The organism is Streptomyces speibonae, assembly GCF_984686075.1.
This window is the reverse complement of the sequence record NZ_OZ480260.1, coordinates 2,977,582-2,995,702: the sequence shown is the minus strand read 5'-3', so window position 1 is coordinate 2,995,702 and position 18,121 is coordinate 2,977,582. Positions and strand designations below refer to the sequence as shown.

19 protein-coding genes and 2 pseudogenes are annotated in these 18,121 nt (G+C 72.8%); 10 read left to right on the top strand and 11 right to left on the bottom strand.

Annotated features, from left to right (window positions below):
• Positions 1-17 precede the first annotated feature (17 nt).
• A pseudogene (locus AC5L3C_RS13305) lies at positions 18-155 on the bottom strand (helix-turn-helix domain-containing protein); the annotation flags it as partial.
• 25 nt (positions 156-180) lie between these two features.
• Here AC5L3C_RS13305 and AC5L3C_RS13300 point away from each other — a divergent pair.
• Positions 181-921, top strand: a complete 741-nt coding sequence (locus tag AC5L3C_RS13300) for an NUDIX hydrolase (protein WP_493649177.1) — start codon at positions 181-183, stop codon at positions 919-921.
• On the opposite strand, the gene AC5L3C_RS13295 is transcribed toward AC5L3C_RS13300, so the two are convergent.
• Positions 904-1,323: an ATP-binding protein gene (locus tag AC5L3C_RS13295; protein ID WP_493653861.1), complete on the bottom strand. Its 420-nt coding sequence runs from the start codon at positions 1,321-1,323 to the stop codon at positions 904-906. The two genes, AC5L3C_RS13300 and AC5L3C_RS13295, sit on opposite strands and share 18 nt — an antisense overlap.
• Positions 1,323-1,526, bottom strand: coding sequence for a hypothetical protein (locus AC5L3C_RS13290; RefSeq protein WP_125504504.1), 204 nt, complete (start codon positions 1,524-1,526; stop codon positions 1,323-1,325). Before AC5L3C_RS13290 ends, AC5L3C_RS13295 begins: the two co-directional genes overlap by 1 nt.
• Positions 1,527-1,684: 158 nt before the next feature.
• Between AC5L3C_RS13290 and AC5L3C_RS13285 the strand changes: the two genes are divergently transcribed.
• A complete protein-coding gene (locus tag AC5L3C_RS13285; RefSeq protein ID WP_493649176.1) occupies positions 1,685-2,539 on the top strand; it encodes a helix-turn-helix domain-containing protein in 855 nt (284 codons plus the stop codon).
• On the top strand, positions 2,520-2,795 hold the full coding sequence (locus tag AC5L3C_RS13280) for a DUF397 domain-containing protein (RefSeq protein WP_493649175.1): 276 nt from the start codon (positions 2,520-2,522) through the stop codon (positions 2,793-2,795). The genes AC5L3C_RS13285 and AC5L3C_RS13280 overlap by 20 nt, the downstream gene beginning before the upstream one ends.
• A gap of 40 nt (positions 2,796-2,835) precedes the next feature.
• On the opposite strand, the gene AC5L3C_RS13275 is transcribed toward AC5L3C_RS13280, so the two are convergent.
• The 4 genes from AC5L3C_RS13275 to AC5L3C_RS13260 all read right to left on the bottom strand — a co-directional run bounded on the left by AC5L3C_RS13275 (position 2,836) and on the right by AC5L3C_RS13260 (position 4,899).
• Entirely contained in the window at positions 2,836-3,078 is a 243-nt protein-coding gene (locus AC5L3C_RS13275) for a peptidoglycan-binding domain-containing protein (protein WP_493653859.1), read from the bottom strand.
• Between the two features lie 3 nt (positions 3,079-3,081).
• Positions 3,082-3,642, bottom strand: coding sequence for a hypothetical protein (locus tag AC5L3C_RS13270; RefSeq protein ID WP_125504501.1), 561 nt, complete (start codon positions 3,640-3,642; stop codon positions 3,082-3,084).
• 122 nt (positions 3,643-3,764) lie between these two features.
• A complete protein-coding gene (locus AC5L3C_RS13265) occupies positions 3,765-4,349 on the bottom strand; it encodes a hypothetical protein (protein ID WP_493649174.1) in 585 nt (194 codons plus the stop codon).
• Positions 4,342-4,899, bottom strand: a complete 558-nt coding sequence (locus AC5L3C_RS13260; RefSeq protein ID WP_493649173.1) for a SigE family RNA polymerase sigma factor — start codon at positions 4,897-4,899, stop codon at positions 4,342-4,344. Before AC5L3C_RS13260 ends, AC5L3C_RS13265 begins: the two co-directional genes overlap by 8 nt.
• Positions 4,900-5,400: 501 nt before the next feature.
• Between AC5L3C_RS13260 and AC5L3C_RS13255 the strand changes: the two genes are divergently transcribed.
• Positions 5,401-5,565 (top strand): hypothetical protein, encoded by a 165-nt coding sequence (locus AC5L3C_RS13255; protein WP_493649172.1) that lies wholly within the window; start codon positions 5,401-5,403, stop codon positions 5,563-5,565.
• 369 nt (positions 5,566-5,934) lie between these two features.
• Positions 5,935-6,804: an alpha/beta fold hydrolase gene (locus AC5L3C_RS13250; RefSeq protein WP_493649171.1), complete on the top strand. Its 870-nt coding sequence runs from the start codon at positions 5,935-5,937 to the stop codon at positions 6,802-6,804.
• A 149-nt stretch (positions 6,805-6,953) separates the two neighbouring features.
• On the opposite strand, the gene AC5L3C_RS13245 is transcribed toward AC5L3C_RS13250, so the two are convergent.
• Positions 6,954-7,376 (bottom strand): SCO4983 family protein, encoded by a 423-nt coding sequence (locus AC5L3C_RS13245; protein ID WP_493649170.1) that lies wholly within the window; start codon positions 7,374-7,376, stop codon positions 6,954-6,956.
• A 93-nt stretch (positions 7,377-7,469) separates the two neighbouring features.
• The gene (locus tag AC5L3C_RS13240) at positions 7,470-8,681 is read right to left on the bottom strand and encodes a pyridoxal phosphate-dependent aminotransferase (protein ID WP_493649169.1); all 1,212 of its coding nucleotides are present in this window, start codon (positions 8,679-8,681) and stop codon (positions 7,470-7,472) included.
• Between the two features lie 1,479 nt (positions 8,682-10,160).
• On the opposite strand from AC5L3C_RS13240, the pseudogene AC5L3C_RS13235 reads away from it, so the two are divergent.
• Positions 10,161-10,736 (top strand): annotated as a pseudogene (locus AC5L3C_RS13235) (serine protease); the annotation flags it as partial.
• A 332-nt stretch (positions 10,737-11,068) separates the two neighbouring features.
• On the opposite strand, the gene AC5L3C_RS13230 reads toward AC5L3C_RS13235, so the two are convergent.
• Together AC5L3C_RS13230 and AC5L3C_RS13225 are read right to left on the bottom strand one after the other, a co-directional pair.
• Positions 11,069-12,679: an N-acyl-D-amino-acid deacylase family protein gene (locus AC5L3C_RS13230; protein ID WP_493649168.1), complete on the bottom strand. Its 1,611-nt coding sequence runs from the start codon at positions 12,677-12,679 to the stop codon at positions 11,069-11,071.
• An 11-nt stretch (positions 12,680-12,690) separates the two neighbouring features.
• Positions 12,691-13,962 (bottom strand): amino acid deaminase, encoded by a 1,272-nt coding sequence (locus AC5L3C_RS13225; RefSeq protein ID WP_493649167.1) that lies wholly within the window; start codon positions 13,960-13,962, stop codon positions 12,691-12,693.
• Between the two features lie 137 nt (positions 13,963-14,099).
• Here AC5L3C_RS13225 and AC5L3C_RS13220 point away from each other — a divergent pair, with 137 nt between their 5' ends.
• From AC5L3C_RS13220 to AC5L3C_RS13205, 4 genes are all read left to right on the top strand, one after another.
• On the top strand, positions 14,100-15,296 hold the full coding sequence (locus AC5L3C_RS13220; RefSeq protein ID WP_493649166.1) for a sugar kinase: 1,197 nt from the start codon (positions 14,100-14,102) through the stop codon (positions 15,294-15,296).
• A complete protein-coding gene (locus tag AC5L3C_RS13215; RefSeq protein WP_125504491.1) occupies positions 15,293-16,051 on the top strand; it encodes an IclR family transcriptional regulator in 759 nt (252 codons plus the stop codon). Before AC5L3C_RS13220 ends, AC5L3C_RS13215 begins: the two co-directional genes overlap by 4 nt.
• Before the next feature lie 13 nt (positions 16,052-16,064).
• Complete coding sequence (locus AC5L3C_RS13210) at positions 16,065-16,475, top strand: RidA family protein (RefSeq protein ID WP_125504490.1); 411 nt, start codon at positions 16,065-16,067, stop codon at positions 16,473-16,475.
• Positions 16,476-16,601: 126 nt separating this feature from the next.
• Positions 16,602-18,089, top strand: a complete 1,488-nt coding sequence (locus AC5L3C_RS13205; protein ID WP_493649165.1) for a GntP family permease — start codon at positions 16,602-16,604, stop codon at positions 18,087-18,089.
• Positions 18,090-18,121: the final 32 nt, after the last annotated feature.

The following is an 18,121-nucleotide window of genomic DNA, read 5'->3' as shown; positions in this document are numbered from 1 at the left end:
AGGGACCCGGTCCGCTCAGGGGGCGTCGGGACGGTGTCGGAACCCTCGATACGGGAGATCTTGGCCTGGGTGAGCCCGGCGCGGTCGGCCACTTCCGTCTGGGTGAGCCCCAGCTCCGTCCGCCGGTCGTGAAGCAGTGCGAGACCCAGCCTGCCCGTACGCACCCGATACGGTCCCGGTGTGGATCTTTTCGATGCCGGGGCGCTCCGGCTGCTGGAGGCTCCGCCGTTGCGGCTGTCGCCGGGGGAGCAGCGGGCCATGGACGATGCGTGGGACGCGGCGGTGCGGGCCAACCCCGCGCTGTTCGACGGGCCGGTGGCCGGGTGCACGAGCCTGGTGCGCGACGAACGTGACGGCCTCGTCCTGACCTGGGTCCGCGCGACGTACCGGTACTTCGTTCTGCGCAGGCTGCCCGGCGCGACCGTACGGCTGCCGTCCCTGTTCGTGTCGGTCGCGCAGCCGTCGGACGACGGGCGGCTGCTGGTGGGCCGGATGGCGTCGTGGACGAGCTCACCCGGCCGCTGGCAGCTCCCCGGCGGCTCGGTCGAGCCCCCGCCGGACGGCCAACCCCTCGACCTGGCCGCCCTGCGCCGCCACGCGGCCCGCGAACTGGCCGAGGAGACCGGCGTCGACACCCCCGCCGACGACCTCACCCCCTGGCAGGTCACCCGGCAGACGAACGGCAGCGTCGGTGTCCTGTTCCGGGCTCCGTCCCGTCCCGCCGCCTGGCTGCACGCCCGCCACGCGGCCCTCACGGCGACCGAGCACGCCCTGGGCCGCACCCCGGAGCTCGACCGGCTGGCCCTCGCCCGCGACCCGGCCGGCCTGGCGGACCTCACCGGTCCGCACGTCTCCTACCTGGCCCCGGTCCTCCACCGCCACGCCCGCTCCGACGGGCCTCCATCACACGGACACCACTGACACCGCCCCCGGACCCGGAACGGCACCGCCGCCTTCCGGCGCCCCCGCCCCGAACTCGCACCACACGGTCTTCCGACCGGGTCCCTGCGTCACGCCCCACCGCGCCGTCAGCGCCTCCAGCAGGGCGAGCCCGCGCCCCGACTCCTCCTCGGCGTCCACCGCCGCCCGCAGCACGGGCAGCACCCGGGGGTCGGGGTCGGTGACCTCCAGCCGGATCCGTCCGCCGTCGTCGCGCGACACCCGGACGGTGACGGGGACCCCCTCGCCCAGATGCCGGATCACGTTCGTCACCAGTTCACTCGCGCAGAGCTGGACATCGGCGCCGTACTCGCGCAACGCCCTGCGTACGCCGGACACCTCGGCCGGTGTCGCGAGCAGCTCCAGCGTCATCGCCGGTCGCATCACGCGGCCCCCTTGCGCAGAGCGGCGGTCAAGGCCTGGGCGGTGAGCAGATTGCAGTTGCCGAGCGCGATCAGCGGCCGGGTGGGGCAGCGCGCGGCGAACGTCGGCAGGTCGACGCCGAGGGACGGCAGCGTGATGCCGTGCGCGGCGAGCGCCGACCGCAACTCCTCGGCGCAGGCGTCGGCTTCGGTGGGGCTGTGCATGGGGGTTCACGCCTTCCAGTGCTCTGTGTGACGAATCGCTCACACTCTGCCGCCGCCCGGCGTAGCGTGACAGCCCTTCGGCATCCCGGCCCTGAACTGCACGTACGCGGTACGACAGTGGGTAGCGGCCGGAAACGGCACACCAAGGACGGTGAACCATGGGGCAGCGCAAGGACATCGACGGCTCGACCGGCGTCCCTACCTTCTACGGCTGTGAACTGCGCTGGAAGCGGGAGGAAGCGGGCCTCACACTCCAGCAGTTGGTCGAGGGCAGCTTCTACGGCCCGAGCCACCTCAGCGAGATCGAACGCGGGACGCGGAGAATGCCGGCGGAGCTGGCGGAACACGTCGACAAGGTGCTCGGTACGGACGGCTTCTTCCGGCGGCGGTGTGAGGATGTACGGCGGGCGAAGAGGAGAGGGCACGCGAGCTATTTCGAGCGCGTGCTGGAGGCGGAGAAGCACGCGGAGACCATCGAGGAGTGGTGCCCGACGCTGATCCCGGGGCTGTTGCAGACGGAGGCGTATGCGCGGGCGGTCGTGCGGGCGACCCACCCGCTGGCACCGGTTGAGGAGGTGGAGGAGAAGGCCACCGCTCGGCTGGCACGGGCGCGTCTCTTCGAGGAGAACCACAAGACCCCGGTCTACTGGGCCATCCTTTCCGAGGCCCTGCTGCGCCAGCCGATCGTTCCGCTGGACCAGGCCGCTGAACAGTGGGAGCACATTGCGGGGTTGGCCCGACAGCACCGGATCGTTCCCCAAGTCCTCCCGTGGAACTGCGGAGCACATCCGTTCATGCTGGGCACTGCGATGATCATGACGTTTCCCGATGCGCCACCGCTGGTCTACACGGAGGCACTGCACAGCGGGGACACGATCGACGATCCGGGCCTCGTGAAGGAGTACCGAAGGTCGTACGATCTGCTCAGGGCCGCCGCATTGCCACGGGAGGCGTCCCTGGCCCTTATCGATCGAGCGGCTGAGGATGGCAGAAATGGCAAGCAACGCGACTGACTTGAGCACGGCCGTCTGGCGCAAGAGCAGCTACAGCAACGGCAGCGGCGGTAACTGCGTCGAGGTAGCCGAAGCCTTCCCCGGCGCAGCCCGCTGGCGTAAAAGCACCTACAGCAACGGTACGGGCGGTGACTGCCTCGAAGTCTGCGACGCCCACACCGCCGTGGTCCCCGTGAGGGACTCCAAGGTCCCCCACGGGCCGGTCCTCACCATCGCTGCCCCGGCCTGGACGTCGTTCGTCACCTCCCTCAAGTAGCTGCCGAGCGTGTCATCCCTCCCCCACGGGGAAGACACGCTCAGGCAGTGGCCGGACGGGCAGGCCAGACCAGCGCCCACTGGATGTTGGACCACTTGTAGCAGTGCACGAACTGCCCCGTGCTCGTGCGGTAGGCCGGCCAGCCGATGTGCTTCAGCGTGTTGGGGCCGTACTCGCCGTCGACGGTCGCACCGGTGGCCCTCTGCGCTCTGCGCAGCGCGGCCTCCGTCCGGTCGCCGAAGACGCCGTCGACCGCCAGGCCCGCCGAGTAGCACTTGTTCAGGGCTCAGGGCATGGGCAGCGACTGCAGCCTGGTGACCTGCCCCTGGCCGTCGAAGCTCAGGTCGTACCCGATGGCAGAGCGGGCCGAGGACGACTTCGCCGTCAGCCGGCTGACGAACTCGGCCTGGGAGTACGCCTCGGCACGCTTCTCGTCGCCGAGCGGGACCGACAGCAGCACCTGGGCGTCCTCGGCCATGGGTACCTCCCTGTAGGGCCCCTCGCCCGGGTGGATCACCCAGGCGTCGAACTTGGGGTGGAGCTCCTTCTGGGCGGGTCGCACCGACAGGTACGTCCGCCCGTCGCCGGTCCGGGCGCCGTCGATCTGGACGAACTTCTTGGCGCCGGCCCAGGAAGCCGCGCCGGTCGACGCCGACGCCGACGCCGACGCCGACGCCGTACCGTCCGGGCCGGCACCGTCGTCCGACGTGGAAGGTGTCGCCGACGCCGCGGGTGCGGTGGTGGCCGCCTGCCCGTCGTCCTCGCCACTGCACCCGGTCAGAATGACAAGGCTGAAGGCGAGCGCGGTGAGGCAGCGCAAGGCGGGCCGGCGGTGTGTGAGGCGCATGGTCGAGTCCCCCAAGAGATCGCGTGTGTTCTGGATACGCAGTCTCTACGTGTCACCCCGCCCTCCGGGTTACACCCCGGGGCGACCTCTTTTGGTGACGACCGCCGAGCCCGCACGGGGACTCACTCGGCGAGCCAGTACGCCTCCCGCAGCGACCGCACGCGGCCCTCGCTGTCGTAGTCGATCGCGAACACCCACCGGGGACCGGCGGCCAGTTGCTCCACGAGTTCGCCCAGTTCCACGTCCGCGGCGTTCCCGCCGGCCAGCCGCCGTACTTCGACCAGCGTGCTCCGCGGCAGCGTCAGCGTGTGCACCCCGCCACCCGGTGTCGAGGCCCCCCGTACGCTACGGACCCGCTCGACGGTGACCTGCACCGTGCCCCCCTTCCCCACCGCACCGTACACATAGCCCAACTCGCCGGCGTACTCCTCACCCGGAGCGGGCGTCGGCGGCACGAACCGCGAATCGGTCGGCGCCGGCCCGACGGCGGGCGGTTCGGACCCCCGGGTGGCCTGGATCAGCGACAGTCCGCCCAGGACCACAGCCGCGGTGAGCAGCGCGCCACCCGACGCCAGGGCGGCCCGCTTGCGGCGCAGGCGCTGCTCACCACGCGCCCGGATCTGCTCTGCGGTGAGCGGATCCGTGTGCCGACGGCCCGAATCGGCGAGGTCGGCCAGGTAGTCCCCCAGCCTCGTTTCGTCAGCCATGACGCCCCTCCGGCAGGCGGCTAGTCCGCGGGTCCAGGTCGGTGTCGGCCAGCAGCCGTGCCAGTGCCGCCCGGCCCCGGCTCAGGTGAACCTTGACCGTACCGACCGGGCAGCCGGTCTCGGCAGCCACCTGTTCCACCGGCAGGTCGCACAGATGGTGCAGCACCACGGCCCGTCGATGGGCCTCCGGGATCTGCCGCAGCGCCTGGACCAGCACCACATGGTGCGGCTCCGGTGGCGGAGCCGTGGCCGGCGGGCCCTGCCGCCGCGCGAAGGCCAGCGCCGTGCGCACCCGTCGCCACCGGCTGACCGCCAGCCGCCAGGCCACCGTGCGCACCCACGCCTCGGGGGCGCCGTTCAGGTCCAGCTCGGCCCGGCGTTCCCAGGCGCGGGCGAAGGCTTCCTGAACCACGTCCTGGGCCTCGGCGAGGTCGCCCGTCATCGCGTACAGCTGGCCGATGAGCCGGCCGACGCTCTCGGCGTAGAAGGCGTCGAACTCGTCGTGCTCGTCAGCACCCCGGCCGCCGCGCGGTACATCTGGTGATCGCATGCCTCTCCTGTCGCGCTGCACGGTGTCACCCGACTGCCCCGCGACACAAGTGGTCAGCGACTCGGAGGGAGGCTGGGAACAGTGACGTTCTCACCCTCGAGCGCGCAGAAACAATCATGAGCGTCATGGAAATGTTCCCCCCGGCCGACGAACGAGGTCTGGAGACCAGACATGCCGGGACGGTCCGCCGAGTGCGGGGGCGTGGCTGAGTGTTCCGCGCGTCTCTTCGTTCCTGGCTGATCCTCGCCGTGCCCGTCGTCGGTCTGCTGGTGCTGACGTACTCCGCCACCACGCCCGAGCCGCCCCCGTCCGCCGAGGTGCGGGCCGCCGCCGAGCCGTTGCGGGACCGGCCGCTGTCCTCCGGCGGCACGGCCCGGCTCTCGCAGTGCGGAGTGAACGAAGGGCCGCGCCCGGAACCACGGGGGAAGGGCGAGCGGGGCACGGATCCCCAACTGGTGCTCAGGAGCTGGGGTTACCACGACCCGGGGCCGAAGGAGCCGGGTGAGCCCCGCTTCACCGTCCACGCGTCCATCCTGGCGGGCGATCACCCTCACCTTCACCGACCCCGCGATCCGCGCGTACCGCGCCGGGACCGCCGAGGACGCCGGCTCCTTCAGCGACCGGCTCGTCGCGGTCTTCCTCGAACCGGACGTCTCCCGGGTGTGAGCGGAAGACGTCCGGTGACGTCACGCGCCGTCGACGAGGTCCAGCACGGCGCGCACCGGGTCCGCCGCCCGGTACTCCGCGCTCAGCTCCCGCGCCCGGCACCGGAACTCCGGCTCGTCGAGCACCCGCCGGACGGCTCCTCCGACCGCGCAGGTGCCCGGCCGCCCCGGTGCGCAGGTCGACACCGACCCCGAAGTCCGCGACCCGGGCGGCCACCGCGGGCTTGCCCTCGCTGCCGCCCAACGTCGTGCTGTGCTGCGAGGCGGCCTGTACCCGCGCGACCCATGCCACGCCCCCACCCGCCCCACCGTGAAGACGGAGCCGGCGCAGGAGCGATGAGTCCGGGCGGCGGACGGAGTCTGCCGTGGCATGACTGGAATCACCACCACCACCGTCAACGTCAACGGGATCACCCTGGGCATCGAGTCGTTCGGTGACGAGGGCGCGCCACTCGTCCTGCTCGCCGGCGGGACGACGCTGCTCTCCTGGCCCGACGCGCTCTGCGAGCGCCTCGCCGCCGGCGGGCGCCGTGCCGTGCGCTACGACCTGCGCGACAGCGGGGAGTCGACCACGGCGGATCCGGAGGCGCCCGCCTACACCTTGCGCGACCTCGCCGCCGACGCGGCGGCCCTCGCGGGCGCGCTCGGCGGCGGGCCCGCCCATCTCGGAGGCATCGGCGTCGGCGGAATGGTCGCCCAGGTCGCCGCGCTCGACCACCCGGGCGCGTTCTCGGCGCTCACCCTGGCCGGCACCCGCGCCGTCGCCCCCGGCCCGCCCGACGACGACCTCCCCGACCACGACCAGGCGACGATGAGCCGGCTCTTCGCGCACGCAATGCCGGACTGGAGCGACCGGGAGGCGGTCGCGGACTTCGCCGCCGCCGGTGCGGAGATCCTCGGCGACGACCCGGAGACGGCACGCGCGGTCGCCGCGCGCATCTGGGACCGCACACCCGGCACCGCACCCGCGGTCCAGATGGCCAACCAGCTGGGCATGGTGTTCTCCAGGCTCGACTGCACCCCCCGCTGGCGCGAACGCCTGCCCGGGATCAAGCTCCCCACACTCGTCGTCCACGGCCGCCACGACCGCTTCTTCCCGGTCGGCAACGCGGAAGCGATCGCACGAGAGATCCCCGGCGCACGCCTGCTCGTCCTCGAGGACGCCGCCACCGCGATCCCTGATGCGGCGACCGCCGAGATCGCCGAGGCGATGCTCACGCTCGGACAACACGGCGGGTGACACGCGGATGCGGCCTTCACGGGGCCTTGGTCACGGAAGCTGAGGAGCGCTGATCGTCGAACGGGATGCGCGCCGGAGGCGAGGGCGCCCGGTCCGCGCGTCGCTGCGGGTGCGCGCGGACCGGGGCCATTCGGGGAGCCCGGGAGGGCTCAGCGGGACGCGAGGGCGCGCGGCTGCGAGGCCGCGGCGTGGGCGTCCATCCGTTCGGCGGCGAGGATCGCCACCGCCGTGTCGGCGCGCGATGCGGCGACGACCAGGGCGCGCCCCGCGAGGGCGTGGGCGCGCCGGTGCAGGGCTGCCGCGTTCGGCTCCCGGCCGGTCGTGGGCGCCGACGCGCGGGCCGGCGTACGTCCTCCCCGCAGGCGGGTGACCTGCTCGGTGAGCCGCTCGGCCGCGGTGTCCAGATCGGCCGAGGGTGCCGTGGCGCGCAGCTCGTCGGTGACGGCGAGCAGCGCGGCGAGGTGGCCCGCGAGCTGGATGTCCAGTTCCTCCTCGCGGGACCTGCGGGGGAAGTCGTGGGTGGTGCCGGCCATCGTGCTGTGGACCGACTTGTCACGTATCGGCTCGTACATGGATGGCCTCCTGGGTGCTGACAGGAAGCCATCCTAGCTTGGATTCCGTCTAAAGTTGAGTCGTTCACAAGATCAGACGGATGGGTGCCGTTGTCAGGGCTGGCCGTAGCCGTCCAGGAAGCGGCCGATCCGGCCCATCGCGTCCCGCAGGTCGGTGACCGACGGCAGGGTGACGATCCGGAAGTGGTCCGGCTCCGGCCAGTTGAAGCCGGTGCCCTGGACGACCATGATCTTCTCGCGGCGCAGCAGGTCCAGGACCATCCGCCGGTCGTCCTTGATCTTGAAGACGTCGGGGTCGAGGCGGGGGAAGAGATACAGCGCGCCCTTGGGCTTGACGCAGCTCACACCCGGGATCTGGGTCAGCAGCTCGTAGGCCGCGTCCCGCTGCTCGCGCAGCCGTCCGCCGGGCAGGACCAGGTCGTTGATCGTCTGGCGGCCGCTGAGCGCGGCGACCACGCCGTGCTGGCCCGGCATGTTCGCGCACAGGCGCATGTTCGCCAGGATCGTCAGGCCCTCGATGTAGGAGTCTGCGTGCGCGCGCGGGCCCGAGATCGACATCCAGCCCACCCGGTAGCCGGCCACCCGGTACGCCTTCGACATGCCGTTGAAGGTGAGGGTGAGCAGGTCGGGGGCGACGGAGGCGGTCGGGATGTGCCGCGCGTCGTCGTAGAGGATCTTGTCGTAGATCTCGTCCGAGCAGACCAGCAGGTTGTGGCGGCGGGCGATGTCGGTGAGGCCCTTGATGACGGCCTCGTCGTAGACCGCGCCGGTCGGGTTGTTCGGGTTGATGATGACGATGGCCTTGGTGCGGTCGGTGACCTTGCGCTCCACGTCGGCGAGGTCCGGCATCCAGTCGGACTGCTCGTCGCAGCGGTAGTGCACCGCCGTGCCGCCGGACAGGGAGACCGCGGCCGTCCACAGGGGGTAGTCGGGCGCGGGTACGAGCACCTCGTCGCCGTCGTCCAGCAGTCCCTGCATCGCCATCACGATCAGCTCGGAGACGCCGTTGCCGATGAAGACGTGCTCGACGTCGGTCTCGATGCCGAGGGTCTGGTTGTGCATGACGACCGCCCGGCGCGCCGCCAGGAGCCCCTTGGCGTCGCCGTAGCCGTGCGCCGTCGATACGTTGCGGAGGATGTCCTCCAGGATCTCGGGCGGGCACTCGAAGCCGAACGCCGCCGGGTTCCCCGTGTTCAGCTTGAGGATGCGGTGACCGGCAGCTTCCAGCCGCATCGCCTCCTCGAGCACCGGGCCCCGGATCTCGTAACAGACGTTGGCGAGCTTGGTCGACTGGATCACCTGCATGCTGGGAGCTTACGGCCCGGTATGGCCCTTCGGACCGTGTTTTCCGCCACGTGAGACGCGCCGGTTCGGGCGTTTTTGTCCGCCCACTGGTTTGGAGACCCCCGACTTTCCTGCACTGCGCCGCCACGTCCGGCCCCACCCCGTACGCCGACGGAGGGAACGGCGCGCCGGATCCCCGGACTCCGCCGAACGTGTACCGCCCGCAGAGCGCCCGTCCCCGGCGTACGACGCCTACGCGGCACCCCGGGGGGTGGGGCGCACGAGCCGGTACCCGGCACCGGCCCCTCGCGCTCCGAGGCCGGGCGGCGGCGGGGGCGCCGCAGGGCCCCCGGGCCTCCGCGCCTCGGGCCCCCGCGCCCCGCGCCTCGGGCCGCCGGGCCCCCGGGCTCCCGCGCCCCGGGCCTCCGCGCCTCGGGCCCCCGCGCCCCGCGCCCCGGGCCTCCGCGCCTCGGGCCCCCGCGCCCGCGCCCCGGGCCTCCGCGCCTCGGGCCCCCGCGCCCGCGCCCCGGGCTCTCGCGCCTCGGGCTCCCGCGCCTCGGGCCCCCGGGCTCTCGCGCCTCGGGCCCCCGCGCCCCCGCGCCCCGGGCTCTCGCGCCTCGGGCCCCCGGGCCCCGCGCCCCGGGCCTCCGCGCCTCGGGCTCCCGCGCCTCGGGCCGCCGGGCCCCCGGGCCCCCGCGCCTCGGGCCGCCGGGCCCCCGGGCCCCCGGGCCCCCGCGCCTCGGGCCGCCGGGCCCCTGGGCCCCCGGGCCGCCGGGCCCCTGGGCCGCCGGGCCCCTGGGCCCCCGGGCCCCCGGGCCCCGGGCCTTCGGCCCCCCGCGCCCCCGCACACACGTCGTGCGGCGGCGGCGCTGTTCGCCGCGTTCGCCTTCTCGGGTGGGGGCCCGACGGTGACGGCGGCGGCACGGGGAGGACCTCCCGCGAGGGGGCGGCAGCCGCTGGGCGGCCTGAGGAGCCGTCCACGGCGGCGAACGCCTCCGTACCGGCAGGGGAGACGGAAACCGTCGGCAGGCCGTCGCCCCGTTCCGGCTCCCCGGGTACGCGTGCGAGCGGTTCCTCCGGCGGCCGCGGGGGCCGCCGGACCAGGTGGCGAGCCGGTGGCCGCGCCCGCCTCCATCACCTCCACACCGACCCTCCCCACGGCACCCCCCACCGCCTCCACCGGCCCGGGTGACCCTGGTCCGGGCAACTCCGGCGACCGGTCGAGGTGGGGCCGTGGCCCGCACGGGCCCGGGTGGCGGTGGGTCCCCCCGGACGCGGATCCGGACCCCGGACCCGGACCCGGACCCCGACCCGGATCCGCGTCCGGCGGGCCGCGCGTCGGTCACGCATGCCCGGCCCGGTGAGGGCCCCTCCCGGTGAAGTTACCGGCCGGAAACAAGGGCTTGTCTCCTCGGCTTACACGTGCTGACAATGCGCATGACAACTTTGGGCGGCCGGAGGGAGCCCCCCGGCCGTCCGACGCCGCAAGAGGGGACCCCCATGAGAAAACCTCTCGTCGTCGCGCTCTGCGCCCTGGCCTTCGCCGGGGCGGGCGCGACCCCCGCGGTCGCCGCCGCGCCAACCCCCACGGGCGCGGACACGACCACGGACGCGGCCCCGACCGCGTTGACGGATCTCGTCAACGACACGGTCGGGGCCGCGGCGGACGCCCTGTCCGGGCTCACCGCGCCCAAGGCCGGCGCGGTGAGCTTCGCGGGCACCGTCTCGCTCAGCAACTGCTCCGGCTCCGTCGTCCGGATGCCCGGCTCGGCGCCCGACGACCCGGCCCTCGTGCTCACCAACGGGCACTGCCTGGAGAGCGGATTCCCCGCGCCGGGGCAGGTCCTCGTCGACCGGGCGTCCAGCCGCGGTTTCGGACTGCTGAACTCCTCCGGCTCCCAGGTCGCCACCCTGCGCGCCGAACGGCTCGTGTACGCGACCATGACCGACACGGACGCCGCCGTCTACCGGCTCGGCACGACATACGCGCAGATCAAGAGCGCGTACGGCATCGACCCGCTGACCCTGAGCGCCACCCGCCCGGTGCCCGGAAACTCCGGTACGGTTTCCGGTTATCGGACTCAGGTTCAGTCATCGCTCCTCAGCGTGAAGGCAAGGGGCCTCTTGATGTCAGAGGTCAGCGCCATCGCTAGAGTCGCCCTGTCCGACAACGCAGTTGGCGGACCTACCGCCGGACGGGCGGAAAGTGACGCCTGTGGAGGCCCGTGTAAGACCGGTTTTCTCGGAGACTGGCAGGGGCCCGTGAAGCAGGAACCCGTGGTGGTATCGCGACGCGGTACGGACCGCAATCTCCAGCCCTCGTGTTGGGGAGGACGTCAATGGAAGCGGATCTACATAGTTCCCGCCCGCTGCGGCGCGGACAGGTTCGAGTCCGTCGCGGCGGGCGGTCAGCGGGGAGTCCTGCGGACCGCCCGTCCCGCCAGGACGTCCGTGCGCCGCCCGTCCTCGATGACGAACTGCCCGTCGACCATCACGTACGGGATCCCCGTCGGCAGCGTCCGCGGCTCGGCGAAGCTCGACCCCGCCGCCACCGTCCGCGGGTCGAACAGCACCAGGTCCGCCCGGTGGCCCTCGCGGATCAGCCCCCGGTCCGTCAGCCCCAGCCGCGCGGCAGGGCGCGCGGTCAGATGCGCCACGCACTCCTCCAGCGACAGCACCCCCAACTCCCGCACGTAGTGCCCGAGGTAGTGGGGGAACGTCCCGTACGCGCGCGGGTGCGGCTTGGCGCCCTGGAGGATGCCGTCGGAGCCGCCGGTGTGCACCCGGTGCCGCATGATCGCCCGGACGTTCTCCTCGTGGCCCACGTGCTGGAGGATGGTCGGGGCGAGCCTGTCCTTCAGCAGCAGCTCCCGCGCGACCGTCCAGGGCGACTCGCCGCGCTCGCGCGCGGATTCGAGGACCGTACGGCCCACGTACTCGCCCAGCGCCGGATCGCCGACGCCCGAGATCTCGATCGTCTCCCACTCCACCGGCACGCCGTGGCAGCCGTCCGAACCGGTGACCTCCAGATGGTGCCGGATCCGCTCGGCCGTGGCCTCGTCCGCCAGCCGCCGCAGGATCTCCTCCGGACCGCCCTCGCTCGCCCAGCTCGGCAGCAGCGCCACGAGGGTGGTGCAGCCCGGGGTGTAGGGGTAGGTGTCGAGCGTGATGTCGGCCCCGGCGTCCAGCGCCTCGTCCAGCAGGGCCAGCAGTTCGGGCGCCCGGCCCTTGTTGACCCCGAAGTTCATCGTGGCGTGCGCGAGATGCAGCGGGCAGCCCGCCTCCCGGGCCAGCGCCACCATCTCCTCGTACGCCTCCAGGGCGCCGGCGCCGTAGGAGCGGTGGTGCGGGCAGTAGTAGCCGCCGTACGACGCCACCACCCGGCACAGCTCGGTCAGTTCGGCGTCCTTGGCGTACATCCCGGGCGTGTACGTCAGTCCCGACGACATCCCGACCGCGCCCTGCTCCATGCCCTCCGCGACCAGCCGCCGCATCCGCTCCAGCTCGTCGGGCGTGGCCTCGCGGTCCTCCCAGCCGACGGCGAGCGCGCGGACCGTGCCCTGCGGGATCAGATAGGCGGCGTTGACGGCGATGCCCCGGTCGAGCCGGTCCAGGTACTCGCCCACCGACCGCCAGTCGAAGTCGATGTCGTCGCCCGAACCGTTCCACCCGGCGATCGCCCGGCGCACCTCGCCGAGCGTGCGGTCGTCGACCGGCGCGTACGACAGCCCGTCCTGGCCGAGGACTTCGAGGGTGACGCCCTGCGCCGCCTTGGCGCTGTGGTCGGGGTCGCGCAGCAGCGCCAGATCGCTGTGGGCGTGCATGTCGATGAAGCCGGGGGCCAGGACCAGCCCCTCGGCGTCCAGTTCACGGCGTGCCTTCGGGCGCTGACAGCCCGCGTCCGCCGCCTCCTTCACGATGGAGACGATGCGGCCGCCGTCCACGACGACGTCCGCGCGGTACGCGTAGTCGCCGGAACCGTCGACGACGTCCGCGTCCCGTATGACGAGCTCTTCCATCTGCCGGCCTCCTAGAAGAACGTACGGACGTAGTCGGTCACCGTGCCGTCGGCCTCCACGACGGGAATCAGCACCCACTTGTCGAACGACGTGCACGGGTGCGACAGTCCGAGCCCCACCCAGTCTCCCACCGCCAGGTCGGCCTCCCCGGTGGTGCGCAGCCACGCGTGCTGGTCGGACAGGCCGGTCACCGAGATCCCGGTGGCCGGGCGCTCGCTCCCCTCCCGGCGGACCACCTGGGCGAACGGCAGATCCAGGTCGTAGGCCGCGTCCCGCTTGCCCGCGTTGGTGAACGCCTGCTCGGCGGACGGCCGGGACACCACCTGCGTCCACAGCCGGAACGCCGGCTCCAGCGCGCCTTCCTCCGGGACCCGGTTGAAGGGGGTCAGCTCGCGGTAGTGGCCGTCGTCGTGGGAGACGTACGCGCCCGAGCGCAGCAGCTTCAGCACGGGCGCGGAGAGCTCCGGGATCCCGGCGAAGATGTCGGCCACCGCGTCGAACCAGGCGCTGCCGCCCGCGCTCACCACGATCTCGTCGAGCCCCGCGAACCGGCCCGCCTTGTCGAAGTCGGCCGCGAGCGCCACCAGGCGCCGCAGCCAGGCGCGCACCCGCTCCGGGTCGGCCTGCGGCACCTCGCCCTCGTACCCGGCGACCCCGGCCAGCCGCAGCGACCGCGCGTCCGCCACGGCGTCGGCGACGGCGGCGCACTCCGCCTCCGTGCGCACCCCGGTGCGCGCCCCCTCACCCGCGGCGAGCTCGACGACCACGTCCACCGGACGCGAGGCCCCGGCGAGGGCGGCGTCCATCAGCTCGACGCCGCGCACGGAGTCGACGTAGCAGACGAAGCGGAAGTCCGGGTCGGCGTCCAGGTCGGCCGCGATCCACCGCAGGGCCGCCGCGTCCACCAGCTCGTTGGCGAGGAAGATCCGCCGGATCCCGTACGCCCGCGCCACCCGCACCTGGTGCGGGACGGCCAGCGTGATGCCCCACGCGCCGCGCTCGATCTGCCGTTGGAAGAGCTGCGGCGCCATGGAGGTCTTGCCGTGCGGCGCGAACGCGAGCCCGTGCCGGGCGGCGTACCGCTCCATCAGCTCCAGGTTGTGCTCCAGGCGCTCGGCGGAGAGCGCGAGCACGGGGGTGGTGAACCCGTCGGTGAAGAGATTGCGCCGCTGCGCGGCCAGCTCGCCGACGGTCAGTCCCTCGGCGTCCGGCGGGAGGCCCTTGAAGCGGTGGTCGACACGTTCCTCGGCGAGGCGGGCGAGAGCTTCGGTGCCGGAGACCATCGGGAACCTCCCTGATCAGGCGCATTGCATTCACTGCAACACTCATTGCGTATATCGCTACCCGCTGTCTAACATCTCGGCCACGCGGGGTCAACGGACACCGCTTCACCCCGCACCGGACGAGGAGCCCCGTCATCGTGACCGTCACCGGAACCGGCAACGCCCCCGACGTCGTCGACGTCGTCGCGCTCGGGGAGTCCATGGTGACGTTCCGGCCCTCACGGCCCGGCCGCCTCGCCGACGTCCCCTCCTTCGACCGCGGGATCGGAGGAGCGGAGTCCAACGTGGCCTGCGTACTGGCGGCGGCGGGACACACGGCCCGGTGGCTGAGCAGGGTCGGCGCGGACGGCTTCGGCGACCACCTGCTCGAGACGGTCGGCGGCTACGGCGTCGACGTCTCTCACGTCCGCCGCGACCCGGCCCGGCCCACCGGCGTCTACTTCCGCACGGCCGGCGACCGGTCCACCGACGCCCACGAGGTCGCCTACTACCGGTCGGGCTCGGCGGCCTCCGCGATGTCCCTGGCCGACTTCCACCCGGACGCGGTGGGCGCCGCGCGCATCCTCCACCTCTCCGGGATCACCCCGGCTCTCTCCGAGGACTGCCTGGCCCTGATGCGCGAGCTGACCGCCCCCCGCCCCGGCCGCCCCCTGATCAGCTTCGACGTCAACCACCGCCCGGCCCTGTGGCGCGACGGCCGGGGCCCGGAGATCCTCCTGGAACTGGCCCGCCGCGCCGACCTCGTCTTCGTGGGCGAGGACGAGGCGGAGGAGGCCTGGGGTCTCACGGGCGACCACATCCGCGAAGCACTCCCGGAACCGGAGCTCGTGGTCGTCAAGCAGGGGCGACGGGGGGCCGTCGCGTTGTGCGCTGATCCCGGGCAGTCGTGCCGCTGGGGCGGCACGGGTGGGCGATGGGGGTCCCCCCGCTCATGGGGGTCCCCCCGCTCGAGCGAAGCCGAGAGTGGGGGGGAAGCCGAGAGTGGGGGAGGCACCCCGCAGGCGCCGGGCCGCGCAACCACCCCCCGCCCAGCCACCACCAGCGCCCCCGCCCTCAAAGTGGACGTAGTCGCGACAACCGGCGCCGGCGACGCCTTCGCCGCGGGCTTCCTCTCGGCCACCCTCCGCAACCTCCCCCTCCGCACCCGCCTGCGCCACGGCCACCTCACCGCCGCCGCCACCCTCACCGCCCCCGGAGACCTCGCCCCGCCCCCCTCCCGCGCCCTCGCCGACCGCCTCGCCGCCCTCGACGACACCGCGTGGGGGAGACTGCGACTCGGCCCGGGTTGGACCGACACCATGAGCCGGGCCGAAGAGGAGGCACGCACACCATGAGCCAGACCGTAGACCGCGCCCTGAGCATCCTCCCGCTGCTCGCGGAGGGCCCCGCCGACCTCGGCCAGGTCGCCGACCGCCTCGGCGTGCACAAGTCCACGGCCCTCCGCCTCCTGCGCACCCTGCACGAGCACGGCATGGTCTACCGCCAGTCCGACCAGCGCTACCGCCTCGGCGCCCGCCTCTTCGCCCTCGCCCAGGAGGCGATGGAGAACCTGGACATCCGCGAGATCGCCCACCCCCACCTCGTACGCCTCAACGAGCAGTGCGGACACACCGTCCACCTCGCCGTGTACGAGGAGAACGAGGTCCTCTACATCGACAAGGTGGAGAGCCGCTACCCCGTGCGGATGTACTCACGGATCGGCAAGCCCGTCGCCATCACCGTCGCGGCCGTGGCCAAGCTCCTCCTCGCCGACCTGCCCGAACCCGAGCGCCGCGCCCTCGCGGAGAAGCTCGACTACCCCCTGTACACGTCCCGTTCGACACCGCATGCCACCGCGTTCCTCCAGGAACTGGCCAGGGTGCGCGAACAGGGCTGGGCCACCGACCTCGGCGGCCACGAGGAGTCCATCAACTGCGTCGCCGCGCCGATCCGCGGCGCCGACGGCCGGGTGGTCGCCGCGATGTCGGTCTCCGCGCCGAACGTCGTCGTCACCGCCGAGGAACTCCTCACCCTGCTCCCGCTGGTGCGCCGTACGGCGGACGCGATCAGCGGCGAGTACTCCGGCAGGACCCCGGCAGAACTCCAGTGAAGGAAAGACCCGTATGACCGAGAAAGTCGCGCTGACCCCCACGACCCACACCACCCCGCCCGCGAAGTTCTCCCACGGCGTCCGCAAGGGCAACATCCTCCAGGTCGCCGGCCAGGTCGGGTTCCTGCCCGCCGAGGAGGGCAAGCCGCCCACGCCCGCCGGTCCCACCCTGCGCGAGCAGACCCTCCAGACCCTCGCCAACGTCAAGGCGATCCTCGAAGAGGGCGGCGCGGGCTGGGACGACGTGATGATGATCCGCGTCTACCTCACCGACGTGGACCACTTCGCGGAGATGAACGAGATCTACAACACCTACTTCGAGGAGCAGGGCCTCACCCAGCCGCCCGCCGCCCGCACGACCGTCTACGTCGGTCTCCCCGCCGGCCTCCTCATCGAGATCGACGCGCTCGCCGTCCTCGGCTGACCCGCGCCGGAACCACCGCATCCGCACGCCGTAGCCGTCACGGCACGGTGTTCCGCACCCCCCGGGACGCCGTGCCGCGGTCCCCCCTGCCCGAAAGCCCCATGCCCTTACCCAGAGGACCCCCGAATGTCCCATCCGCTCCTCCCGCTCGCCGCGTCCGCGCCGGCGGAGACACCACCGCACACCGGAGGACTGCTCCTCCTCGTCGACGGCACCGCGGGCCTGCTCACCGTCGCCACCCTCGGCATCGCCCTGCTCCTCTTCCTGATCATCAAGGTCCGGCTCCAGCCGTTCGTCGCCCTGCTCGGCGTCTCCATAGCCGTCGGCCTGCTGGCGGGGCTGTCGGTCACCGAACTCTTCGGCACCGTCCAGCGCTCCGACGCGGTGTCCACCATCGAGTCCGGCATGGGCGGCATCCTCGGGCATGTCGCGATCATCATCGGCCTGGGCACCATGCTCGGGGCGATCCTCGAGGTCAGCGGCGGCGCCGAGGTGCTGGCGGGCCGGCTGCTCGGCCTGTTCGGCGAGAAGCGCGCCCCGCTCGCCATGGGCCTCACCGGACTGATCTTCGGCATCCCGGTCTTCTTCGACGTCGGCATCTTCGTCCTCGCGCCGATCGTGTACGCGGCCGCCAAGCGCTCCGGCAAGTCGATCCTGCTGTACTGCCTCCCGCTGCTCGCCGGCCTGTCCGTCACCCACGCGTTCCTGCCCCCGCACCCGGGCCCGGTTGCCGCCGCCGGACTGCTCCACGTCGACCTGGGCTGGGTCATCCTCATGGGCATCGTCTGCGGTCTGCCGGCCGTCGCCGCCGCCTGGGTGTTCTCCGCCTGGATCGGCAAGCGCATCTTCGTCGCCGTACCGCAGGACATGGTCGAGGCCGCGCAGGAGGCCAAGGACGCCGTCGCCGCCGAGCAGCGCGCCTCCGGCGTCACGCCCCGGGAGACGCCGGTGCCGCTCGGCACGGTCCTCGGCATCATCGGTACGCCGCTGATCCTGATCCTCGCGGCGACCTTCTCCTCGATCGCGCTGGACGAGTCCACCCTCCGCTCGGTGATCGAGTTCTTCGGCCACCCGTTCGTGGCGCTCACCCTCGCCCTGTTCCTCGCCTACTACCTGCTGGGCATCCGGCGCGGCTGGTCCCGCAAGTCCCTGGAGACCGTCTCCACGTCCTCGCTGAAGCCGGTCGGCAACATCCTCCTGGTGGTCGGCGCGGGCGGGGTCTTCGGCGCGGTCCTCAAGGCCAGCGGGGTCGCCCAGGCGCTGTCCGACACCTTCAACGACGTCGGCCTGCCGGTGATCGTCCTGTCCTACCTGATCTCCGTGGTGCTGCGGGTCGCGCAGGGCTCGGCGACGGTGGCGATCGTGACGACGGCGGGCATCGTGGCCCCGCTGCTGGCCGAGGGGGACCACTCCCAGGCGTTCGTGGCGCTGGTCATCATGGCGATCTCCGCGGGCTCGATCTTCGCCTCGCACGTCAACGACGGCGGATTCTGGATGGTCGCCAAGTACTTCGGCATCAGTGAACGCGACACGCTCAAGACCTGGACGGTCCTGGAGAGCGTCCTCTCCGTGGCGGGTTTCGTGGCCGCTGCGGCGCTCAGCCTGGCGGTGTGAGCCGTGGTGCCCGTGTAGGCGTCTGATAACGA